At 33.8% G+C, this 9,334-nt stretch carries 10 protein-coding genes and 1 pseudogene; 8 read left to right on the top strand and 3 right to left on the bottom strand.

Annotated elements, in window-relative coordinates; all coding sequences use genetic code 11:
* Positions 1 to 92: 92 nt before the first annotated feature.
* Both AC1DIT_RS25355 and AC1DIT_RS25360 read right to left on the bottom strand, forming a co-directional pair.
* The gene (locus tag AC1DIT_RS25355; RefSeq protein WP_033671114.1) at positions 93 to 461 is read right to left on the bottom strand and encodes a DUF6262 family protein; all 369 of its coding nucleotides are present in this window, start codon (positions 459 to 461) and stop codon (positions 93 to 95) included.
* A gap of 549 nt (positions 462 to 1,010) precedes the next feature.
* Positions 1,011 to 1,220: pseudogene (locus AC1DIT_RS25360) on the bottom strand (dioxygenase); the annotation flags it as partial.
* 232 nt (positions 1,221 to 1,452) lie between these two features.
* On the opposite strand from AC1DIT_RS25360, the gene AC1DIT_RS25365 reads away from it, so the two are divergent.
* From AC1DIT_RS25365 to AC1DIT_RS25395, 7 genes are all read left to right on the top strand, one after another.
* A complete protein-coding gene (locus AC1DIT_RS25365; protein WP_016114416.1) occupies positions 1,453 to 2,376 on the top strand; it encodes an alpha/beta fold hydrolase in 924 nt (307 codons plus the stop codon).
* A 57-nt stretch (positions 2,377 to 2,433) separates the two neighbouring features.
* The gene (locus tag AC1DIT_RS25370) at positions 2,434 to 3,039 is read left to right on the top strand and encodes a pentapeptide repeat-containing protein (protein WP_016114417.1); all 606 of its coding nucleotides are present in this window, start codon (positions 2,434 to 2,436) and stop codon (positions 3,037 to 3,039) included.
* Between the two features lie 78 nt (positions 3,040 to 3,117).
* Positions 3,118 to 3,564 (top strand): GNAT family N-acetyltransferase, encoded by a 447-nt coding sequence (locus AC1DIT_RS25375; protein WP_016114418.1) that lies wholly within the window; start codon positions 3,118 to 3,120, stop codon positions 3,562 to 3,564.
* Positions 3,565 to 3,591: 27 nt separating this feature from the next.
* A complete protein-coding gene (locus AC1DIT_RS25380) occupies positions 3,592 to 3,936 on the top strand; it encodes a YunG family protein (protein WP_016114419.1) in 345 nt (114 codons plus the stop codon).
* A 92-nt stretch (positions 3,937 to 4,028) separates the two neighbouring features.
* On the top strand, positions 4,029 to 5,354 hold the full coding sequence (locus AC1DIT_RS25385) for a bifunctional S-methyl-5'-thioadenosine deaminase/S-adenosylhomocysteine deaminase (protein ID WP_476998490.1): 1,326 nt from the start codon (positions 4,029 to 4,031) through the stop codon (positions 5,352 to 5,354).
* Between the two features lie 182 nt (positions 5,355 to 5,536).
* Positions 5,537 to 7,165: a peptide ABC transporter substrate-binding protein gene (locus tag AC1DIT_RS25390; protein WP_016114421.1), complete on the top strand. Its 1,629-nt coding sequence runs from the start codon at positions 5,537 to 5,539 to the stop codon at positions 7,163 to 7,165.
* A gap of 455 nt (positions 7,166 to 7,620) precedes the next feature.
* The gene (locus AC1DIT_RS25395) at positions 7,621 to 7,839 is read left to right on the top strand and encodes a helix-turn-helix domain-containing protein (RefSeq protein WP_077295453.1); all 219 of its coding nucleotides are present in this window, start codon (positions 7,621 to 7,623) and stop codon (positions 7,837 to 7,839) included.
* Here the strand turns inward: AC1DIT_RS25395 and AC1DIT_RS25400 are convergent.
* On the bottom strand, positions 7,825 to 8,280 hold the full coding sequence (locus AC1DIT_RS25400; protein ID WP_016114423.1) for a GNAT family N-acetyltransferase: 456 nt from the start codon (positions 8,278 to 8,280) through the stop codon (positions 7,825 to 7,827). The two genes, AC1DIT_RS25395 and AC1DIT_RS25400, sit on opposite strands and share 15 nt — an antisense overlap.
* Positions 8,281 to 8,592: 312 nt before the next feature.
* Here AC1DIT_RS25400 and AC1DIT_RS25405 point away from each other — a divergent pair, with 312 nt between their 5' ends.
* The gene (locus AC1DIT_RS25405; RefSeq protein ID WP_016114424.1) at positions 8,593 to 9,291 is read left to right on the top strand and encodes a response regulator transcription factor; all 699 of its coding nucleotides are present in this window, start codon (positions 8,593 to 8,595) and stop codon (positions 9,289 to 9,291) included.
* Positions 9,292 to 9,334: the final 43 nt, after the last annotated feature.

Consider the following 9,334-nt stretch of genomic DNA (forward strand, 5'->3'; position numbering starts at 1 on the left):
ACCACATACTTATCTTTAGGTTAGATAAGTGAACCACTAGTAAACAAAAGGACCGTACATTTTAGATATGTCTAATATGTACGGTCCTAATTTTATAACTTCATGAAGTAATTAGTAAACTTTTTATTTTCTTTTTCACGCAATTGCTTATTTTCTTCTTCAAGCTCTTTATTCTTTTTCTCTAACTTTTCAATTCTTCTTTTAAGAGAAACGATGACGGCATTTTGATTGTTCTCGTCCTGTTTAATCCTAGAGTCCACAAATGCTTTTTCTTGTTGATTTCGCAAGAAATTGAGGCGTTCTTTGAGCTCTGTATGGTTATACAGTGTGGCTTTACTCACTCCGGCTTCTTCTGCCACACTATTGAAGTTAATTGCTTTAGAGCTCTTGGTTAGACGTTTTATAGCTTCCTCAACCTTAGCTATAGTTGTCTGTTTCCTTTTTTCGTGTAGCTTCCTCAGCTGCTCTTCACAGTCGAAATTTGCTTAGCGTATGTTTTCGTTAAAATGTGGGTGGGACCCCATACCCATCAAGCTAAGACTAAGTGAAACTCCGTTCAACTAGATTTTTTCTTTTTTCTAAAGAATTTATATCAGCTGTCTCAAAATCTGCATACGAAATAAACCCGATAGGGTTTATTTCGTATGCAAATCTTTAAATTCTCTACACATAATCTTTATAAAAAAGAAACAACCTCTATAATAATTAACGTTGTATGAGCTTAGCTTGATAGCGATGTGGTGCTACCCCGTATACAAATTTTATAAGAAAGTTCGATCAAAAGTTTTTATAAACCTTGCAACAACAATGTTTTCTTGAAAAATCTTCCTCTAAAACGGTTAAACTTTCTTCAAACCGGTACGACTTTATTTCAAATCAACATGTACACATTTTATCGTGAGCGTCCTATTTATGTACAGTGAACCTTTAATGCGTGATATGTTTGAAAATTAAAGGTTTGGATGATATTTGAAGAATATGTACWTAAAAGTTTACGGAGATATATCCGTTTCGGGAGGGAATCCGCCGAAATCATAAATGGTTTCATATTCATTATCTGAAGATGAGATGGTTAATACTTCAGTTTCCCAGTGTGCTGTAAAAATAACAATTGCTTTTGGTTTATATGTTTCTCCAAGTGTTTTTAGAAAACGTGTATAATCTGTATCTTGAATAGCAAGCATTGGTGAGCCGTGTGCTAAAAATAATGATGGTATCATAATTGCTACCTCCTAAAAATATAATGATTACTTTACGTAAGTAACTATATAATTATATTTATTGTTCGTCAAGATAAAATAATTTGAGGATTCGTTTAGAAAATACAGTGTTTGTCATAACGAAAACAATTGCATATAATACATAGTAAGAAGAATGAATAGTGATTCATTTTTTTAGGATATAGATTGCTATTGTTCTGCAATAGATTATATAGATTTGGAGGCCGTCAAAATGAACATACAGGAAAGCTTTGTTACGGTATTGGATGGATCGGAAATTTATTTACGTAAGTGGCTGCCGGAAAGTGGACTTCGTGGAATTGTACAGATTGCACATGGTATGACGGAACATGCTGGTGTCTATACAGAATGCATTGATGCTTTGTTGAAAGCTGGTTATGGTGTGTATGCTCATGATCACCGGGGACATGGAAAAACAGCAAAACAAGAAGAGGATTACGGCCATTTTGAACCGAATATTGGCTGGGATCAAGCTGTTACTGACATAATCTTTGTATCGGAACTTATTCGTAATGAACATACTTGTCCACTTTTTTTATTAGGGCATAGTATGGGTTCTTTCTTATCTAGACGTGCTGTACAACTTCGTGGTGAACTATATGATGGATTCCTTATTTCTGGGACAGGTGGAAATCCTGGGTTTTTAGGTGTAGTAGGTCATAGAGTGGCAACAGTTGAAATGAAGCTTCGTGGTGCAAAAACAAAAAGCCCAATGTTGAACTTTTTATCATTTGGAAATTTTAATTCGAACTTTAAACCGAATCGTACAAAGTTTGATTGGCTTTCTTCAGATACAAATCAAGTTGATAGATACATAGAAGATCCATTATGTGGTTTTATTTGTTCAACAAGTTTTTATCGTGAATTATTTAACGGTGTGCTTGAAGTGAATAAACTAGAGGAATATAAAAAAACACCTAAAGACCTCCCGATACATATTTTTTCCGGAGATCGTGATCCAGTGGGAGATATGGGGAAAGGCGTAAAAGAAGTATACGATATGTATAAAAATTGCGGTGTGAAAGATGTAACACTTCGTCTATATGAAAATGGAAGGCACGAAATGTTCCATGAAGTAAATAGGGATGAAGTATTTCAAGATTTGATTTCTTGGTTAGATGAACATATTATATAAAAAGAAACCTCACTTTTGTTGTAGTGAGGTTTCTTTTTGGGAATTTGGAGGGAAAGTATGAGTGAATTTGTAAATAAAGAGTATATAGAAATAGATTTTCGCGATGTTGCTATAAAAGAAGAGGAATTAAAAAATTGTACATTTATAAAGTGTCGTTTTAGAGGTGTAGATGCATCAGAAATTGTAACGGAAAATTGTAATTTCATAGAATGTGACTTCACAGGTGCTCTTTTTAATGCTTCAATTCACCAGGGAAGTACGTTTGCAAATTGTAAATTTTCTGGAGCAAATTTATTTGTTTCTAAGTTTGAGGAATGTAAAATGACGGGTTCTGATTTTGAAGAGGCGAATTTAGATGGAATAACGATTGTATTTGGTGATTGGTCATATACAAATTTAAGATTTGCGAATTTAAGTAAACAAAAATTAAAGGGTATTCGCTTAGTTGAAGCGGATCTTTGTGAGTGTAATTTAGAAAAAGCTGATTTACGTGATGTTGATTTAACAGGTGCACAATTAGGAAAAGCCAAGCTTATAGGTGCAGATTTAAGAGGAGCTGTAGTGGATAGAATTGACTTTAGAGCATTTGATTTACAGAATGTAAGATTGGATATAACGCAGGCGGTTGCTGTGGCGAGGTGTTATGGAGCGAAGGTAGATTAAAATGATGAGAGAACTCTTACTATGATAAAGTATCAGTAAGGGTTCTTTTTGTAATTTAAAGGAAAGGGAGAGGGAGAAATGGTAGTGAGGAAAGCATTATTAAACGAGGCAAATGAACTAAGTCATATAGCACTAACATCAAAGGCAACTTGGGATTATAGCGAAGAATTTATACTAGCATGTAAGGAAGATTTAACGATTACGGAAGAGTATATTAAAAATCACTACGTATATATTTTAGAAAATGAAGGAGTGAAAATTGGTTTTTTTTCATTTCAACGAAAAGAAGAAGATGTTCTCGATTTTTTATATTTACATCCAAATTATAAGGGAAAGGGTTATGGTAACATTCTATGGCAAAGTGTCGTAGAAAAAGCAGTTGAATTAGAAATTAAGAGTTTTACAATTGATAGTGATCCAAATGCGAAAGGCTACTACATGAAAATGGGTGCAAAATTGATTGGAGAGACACCTTCAACAGTTTTTAAAGATCGTGTTCTGCCACTTTTGCAATATGATGTATAAAAATGAGTATACATAGGAGATGCTGAAATGGACGGTTTTGAAATCGCACAAATCTACAAGATTTTAATGAAATCTTGGTCACTTGAAACAAGTTCAAAGTGGACGATAGAAAATCCGGCAAAAGGGCAATGTGGTGTAACAGCACTTGTTATACATGATTTGTTTGGAGGGGAAATAAAAAAGACGCAAGTTGGCGAAGGTTGGCACTTTTACAATGTTATAAATGGAAAGCGATATGATTTTACAGCAACACAATTTTTTGAAGAGATAGCTTATATGGATATTCCTTCTAATAGAGAAGAAGCATTTGCAGACACAAATGATAGGCAATATTATACTTTAAAACAGAAAATGCATATCTTTATGCAATAGAATTTGTCTGAAGTGAAATATCTTTTGACTCTTAATGTTTAATAAGTTACTATAATGGTGGTAACTTATCAAAGGGAACGTACTTCATAGAGTTGAGAGGGGAAATACTTTTGAAAACAGCTTATGTAAGCGCTACGATTGTAACTTTAAATGAACAGAATGAAGTGTTACAAAACGGATATATTCTTGTAGAAGATGGTAAAATTATAGAAGTGAGAAATGGTGAATTCTCTAATGGAAATCAAGTAGATGAAGTAGTAAATCTTAAAGGGAAATGGGTATTTCCAGGTCTTGTGAATACACATACGCATGTTGTGATGAGTCTTTTACGCGGAATTGGCGATGATATGTTATTACAGCCTTGGCTTGAAACGAGAATTTGGCCACTTGAAAGTCAATTTACGCCAGAGCTTGCGGTTGCTAGTACAGAACTTGGTTTATTAGAAATGGTGAAGAGTGGGACGACAACATTTTCTGATATGTTTAATCCAATTGGTGTAGATCAGGACGCGATTATGGAAACGGTTCGTAATAGTGGAATGCGTGCGGCTGTTTCAAGAACTTTATTTAGCTTTGGAACGAAAGAGGATGAAAAGAAAGCAATTCAAGATGCTGAAAAATATGTAAAACGATATTACAGTGAAAACGGCATGTTAACAACGATGGTCGCTCCTCATAGTCCATATGCATGCTCTACTGAAATGTTAGAAGAGTGTGCGAGAATCGCGGTGGAAAACCATACGATGGTTCACATCCATCTTTCAGAAACAGAGCGTGAAGTACGCGATATTGAAGCGCAATATGGCAAACGTCCCGTAGAATATGCAGCAAGCTGTGGTGTATTTAAGAGACCGACAGTTATTGCACATGGCGTTATGTTAAATGAAGATGAGCGCGCATTCTTAGCGGAACATGACGTTCGTGTAGCACACAATCCAAATAGCAATTTAAAATTAGGGTCTGGTATAGCGRATGTTAAAGGAATGTTAGAAGCGGGAATCAAAGTTGGTATTGCAACAGATAGCGTTGCATCTAACAATAATTTAGATATGTTTGAGGAGCTTCGAGTTGCAACTTTATTGCAAAAGGGTATTCATAAAGATGCGACTGCATTACCAGTTGAAACAGCTCTTTCACTCGCAACAAAAGGAGCGGCAGAAGTCATTGGGATGAAACAAACAGGTTCCATTGAAGTAGGAAAGTGTGCTGACTTTATTACAATTGATCCATCCAATAAGCCGCATCTACAGCCAGCAGAAGAAGTGTTGTCACACCTTGTGTATGCAGCAAGTGGAAAAGATGTATCTGATGTTGTAATTAATGGGAAACATATTGTGTGGAATGGTGAATGTAAAACATTAGATGAAGAGCGAATTATTTTTGAGGCAAGTTGTTATAAACGAGGATTGAAGATGTAGTTGAAATAGCGGAATTGATAACGAACGCTCCCCTTTTTAATAAAATACAAGAGGGGAGCGTTTTTTCTGTGAATTTTATGTGAAACAATAAATATTCAATAGAATATCACGACTTTATACTGGTCCTTCTGTTATAATGTATAACGTTTTATAATATTATTTGAATTTAAGGAGAAAAATTCATGAAGCAGAAAAAGAGCCGCTTACTAGTAATTACACTTGTCACATCTTTGATTTTATCGGCTTGTAGTAGTACAGCGAATAAAGTTAATAAAGAGACTCAAAAACAAGTGTTAAATGTAACAGTATCAGAAGAAATTCCTTCTCTTGATACAGCGAAAGTGATGGATGGTACATCATCACATGTGATGCAAAATATATTTGAAGGGTTGTATGTGCTAGATAATCAAGACAAGCCCGTACCTGGTGTGGCGAAGTCATTTGAGAAAAGTGAGGATGGGAAAAGATATACATTCCATTTGCGTAAAGATGCAAAATGGTCAAATGGGGAATCGGTAACAGCACATGATTTTACTTTTTCGTGGAAACGGACATTGAGTCCTGGAACAGCATCTCAATATGCATACATGCTATTTTATATAAAAAACGCACAAGAAATTAATAAAGGTACATTGGCTACTGATCGACTAGGAGTAAAGGCATTAGATGATTATACGCTAGAAGTACAGTTAGAGCAGCCTGTCCCTTATTTATTGCAATTATTAGCGTTGCCTATTTATTTACCACAGCATGAATCATTTGTGAAAGAACAAGGAGATCGTTATGGATTAGAACCAGATAATCTTATATACAATGGAGCGTTTGTGTTAGAAAAATGGAAGCATGAACAAGAATTTCAATTAAAGAAAAATGATACATATTGGGATAAGGGGAAAGTGAAGCTAGATGAAATAAACTTTCATATTGTAAAAGATACAATGACAGCTGTAAATTTATATGAATCTGGTAGTCTTGATCGAGTTCCTATAAATTCTATGTTTGTAGATCGATATAAAGATAATAAAGAATTACATATGGCAAGCGAGTCCGCAATAGCGATGCTTCGTTTTAATGAAGCAAATTCTTTTCTGGCAAATAAAAAATTTCGTCAATCTATTTCTTTAGCACTGAATAAAGAAGGATTTGTAAGTCATTTTATGAATAATGGCGCAGTTCCTGCACAAGGTCTTATACCAATAGGATATACGAATGAAACAAATGGAAAAGATTTTCGAAAGGAAAATGGAAATATTGCTGGTTATGATTTGCAAAAAGCAAAAAAACTTTGGGAAGATGCGAAAAAAGAACTTGGTATAGAAAGTGTCACAGTAGAGTTCTTGACATTTGAACAAGATAATGCGAAACGTATAGCTGAATATATAAAAGGGGATTTAGAAAAGCATTTACAAGGTTTAACAGTGCAGATTAAACAGCAACCATTTAAGCAAAAATTACAGCTAGAACAAACAGGACAATATGATATATCTATGGTAGTATGGGGGCCAGATTATAAAGACCCGATAAGTTACTTAGAATTATTTACGACAGATAATCCGAATAATAAGATGGGGTACTCGAATTCTTATTATGATGACCTTATAAAGAAAGCAAAATATGATATTGTACTAGACCAACAGAAAAGATGGAAAGCCTTACAAGAGGCGGAGCAAATAGTATTGGAAGATGCTGCAATCGCCCCGCTTTATCATACTGGTTCGGCATATATACAGAAGGAATATGTAAAAGGCATTGAAAAGCATCAATTTGGTGGGGGATATACGTATAAACATGCGTTTATAAGCAAAAAATAATAATCTATAAAAAAAGAGCGAATTGCTTGATATGGAGGCATTAGCTCTTTTTTTATGGATTTTAGAATTATTTTAAAACAAATCTAGAAAAAGCTTTTCAAAGGAGAGTTTGCATTTAAGTTTGAAAATTATATTGTTAATGAAAGGAATTGTGTATGCCTTCTATTAAATAGATTTCAGTAAAGAATAAACATTTGTATCATGTGGAACATCATTTTGATACATATAATTTTTCAGAATTCCCTCTTTTTTAACAGTACTCCAACAGAAGTCCCCTTCCTCAAGCACGTGTAGGGCATAGCCCAGGTGATAGGGAGGAGATGAACGTTGGTCGTGCATAGCACGAAGTTTCTATTTCCTTTTTATGTAACTTTGTGTATACTAGGAGAAAAGGGAACGTATATTCTGTTTTGTGTTAGGAATCTGAAAAACTATATCGAAAAAAGGGGGAGGGGATGACAATGTTGCTAAGCCAAAAATACGAGATTTTCCCAACTAAAGAACAAAAAGAAACGTTAGATCGTTGGCTACAATATTGTCGTCAAATTTATAACTCTGCTCTTTTAGATAAACAAAGAAAATATAAGGAAAACAAACAATTGTATACACGTTCTGATATGCAAAAGCAACAAGTAATCGATAAGAGTGTTAAGGAGGGGTCATTCACATCCTAGTTTTGTTAACAAGTGATTTGATGATTCATTTTCAAGAAAAACAACTCCTCCGATACGTGTTAAATTAAGAGTATTAAAACCATATGATATAACTGTAGAAACTGCTTCAGTAGCATAGCCATTTCCCCATTGCTCAGGGAAAAGTGCATAACTTATTTCGGCTCTTCTATGTTCTGAAGACCAATCGTGAAAACCAATTGTTCCAATAATACTAGTACCTTTCTTACCTTTTAACTCAATTCCCCATTTAATACCACGTTTTTCATTATAACTTTCTGCAAAATTTCTAATGATTTGTTTTACCTGTTCTATATTTCTTAATGGGTTTTGACCATAGTAACGTAATACATCTGTATTAGAAAAACAATTTAATATACTTTGTGCATCGGATTCTGTAAGTTCTCTCAAAATTAGCCGTTCTGTTTCTAATATAGGGAACATTCTCTCACTCCTATAAAACTAGATATTCATTAGTTTGTATTGAAATTAGAAAATATCAAATTTTTAACAATGACTTAGAGTAATAATAAAATGCATCAAAATGTTTTTTAATCGATCTTTATATAAGTGGCTCTATTGTATGCTGACGTGCATTTTTATTTTGATTGTAAGTAAAACAAGATTAAAAGTGTGCTGAAAATAATTATAAGGATAATTTGGAAATCTAATTAAAAAGAAATGATGATTCTCTTTTATCACATGTTAATATAGGTGTGTGGAATATATTTCAAATAACATTGAAGAGGATGGACTATGAAACAACAATCTATATTAATCGTAGATGATGACGCAGATATTGTTCAATTCATTGAGGTGCAGTTGAAACAAGAAGGGTTTAAAGTCTTAAGAGCTTATAATGGAGAAGAGGCATTGTATATATTAGATACGAATGACATTCAGTTGGTCATTCTTGATATTATGATGCCCGGAATGGATGGAGTTGAAGTATGTAGAAAAACTAGGGAAAAGTATAACATCCCAGTTATTTTCCTAAGTGCAAAATCGTCGGATATAGACAAAGTCATTGGATTAAGTACAGGAGCAGATGATTACATTGTAAAACCATTTAGTATGATTGAGCTCGTGGCACGGGTGAAAGCACAATTAAGAAGGTATACATATTTCAACCAAATTCCAAGTCAACTACATGAACAGAAAATTCAAATTAGAGGATTAGAAATAGATCAACTATCTAGAAAGGTAACAATATATGGAAAGTTAATCAATCTTACAAAAACGGAATATGATATATTGCATCTGATGGCAAAACATCGAAATCGAGTATTCACATTAGAAGAAATATTTGAAAGTGTGTGGGGAGAAACTTCCTATGAAAGTAATAATACTGTCATGGTTCATATTGCAAGATTAAGAAATAAGATAGAAGAAAATCCAAAGGAATCAAAAATTATACAAAATGTTTGGGGAGTCGGATACAAAATTGAAGATTAAATTATTGCAAGGGATTAGGATGAAATTTTTTCTTGCTTTTATA

It is taken from the genome of Bacillus sp. 05T22, assembly GCF_056396765.1.

Bases quoted from the DNA above. Each gene is read 5' to 3' on its own strand.
- AC1DIT_RS25365 (WP_016114416.1), top strand. From the start codon at position 1,453: ATGAACATACAGGAAAGCTTTGTTACGGTATTGGATGGATCGGAAATT.
- AC1DIT_RS25370 (WP_016114417.1), top strand. From the start codon at position 2,434: ATGAGTGAATTTGTAAATAAAGAGTATATAGAAATAGATTTTCGCGAT.
- AC1DIT_RS25375 (WP_016114418.1), top strand. From the start codon at position 3,118: ATGGTAGTGAGGAAAGCATTATTAAACGAGGCAAATGAACTAAGTCAT.
- AC1DIT_RS25380 (WP_016114419.1), top strand. From the start codon at position 3,592: ATGGACGGTTTTGAAATCGCACAAATCTACAAGATTTTAATGAAATCT.
- AC1DIT_RS25390 (WP_016114421.1), top strand. From the start codon at position 5,537: ATGAAGCAGAAAAAGAGCCGCTTACTAGTAATTACACTTGTCACATCT.
- AC1DIT_RS25395 (WP_077295453.1), top strand. From the start codon at position 7,621: ATGACAATGTTGCTAAGCCAAAAATACGAGATTTTCCCAACTAAAGAA.
- AC1DIT_RS25400 (WP_016114423.1), bottom strand. From the start codon at position 8,280: ATGTTCCCTATATTAGAAACAGAACGGCTAATTTTGAGAGAACTTACA.
- AC1DIT_RS25405 (WP_016114424.1), top strand. From the start codon at position 8,593: ATGAAACAACAATCTATATTAATCGTAGATGATGACGCAGATATTGTT.